General features: G+C 68.4%; 1 protein-coding gene. It reads right to left on the bottom strand.

Annotated features, from left to right (window positions below):
* On the bottom strand, positions 1-250 hold a 250-nt coding region (locus Ga0451573_RS19435; protein ID WP_231685845.1), incomplete at both ends, for a sigma-70 family RNA polymerase sigma factor.

A 250-nucleotide genomic window follows, 5' to 3' on the forward strand; every position in this document is an offset into this window, starting at 1 on the left:
CCGCCCCGGCCCAGTTGCCCAGGCGCGCGCGCAGCCGCAGCAGGGCCTGGCCATGGATCTGGCAGATGCGGCTTTCACTGACGTCGAGCACCTCGCCGATTTCGCGCAGATTGAGCTCGTCGTCGTAGTACAGCGACAGGACCTGCTTTTCGCGCGGCGGCAGCGACTCGATGGCCCGCGCCAGTTCGCCCAGGAATTCGCCGCGCTCGATATCGCTCTGCGGATCGCCGCCTTCCGCGGCGCACTCCAT

Source organism: Phosphitispora fastidiosa, from assembly GCF_019008365.1.
GTDB lineage: Bacteria > Bacillota > Thermincolia > Thermincolales > UBA2595 > Phosphitispora > Phosphitispora fastidiosa.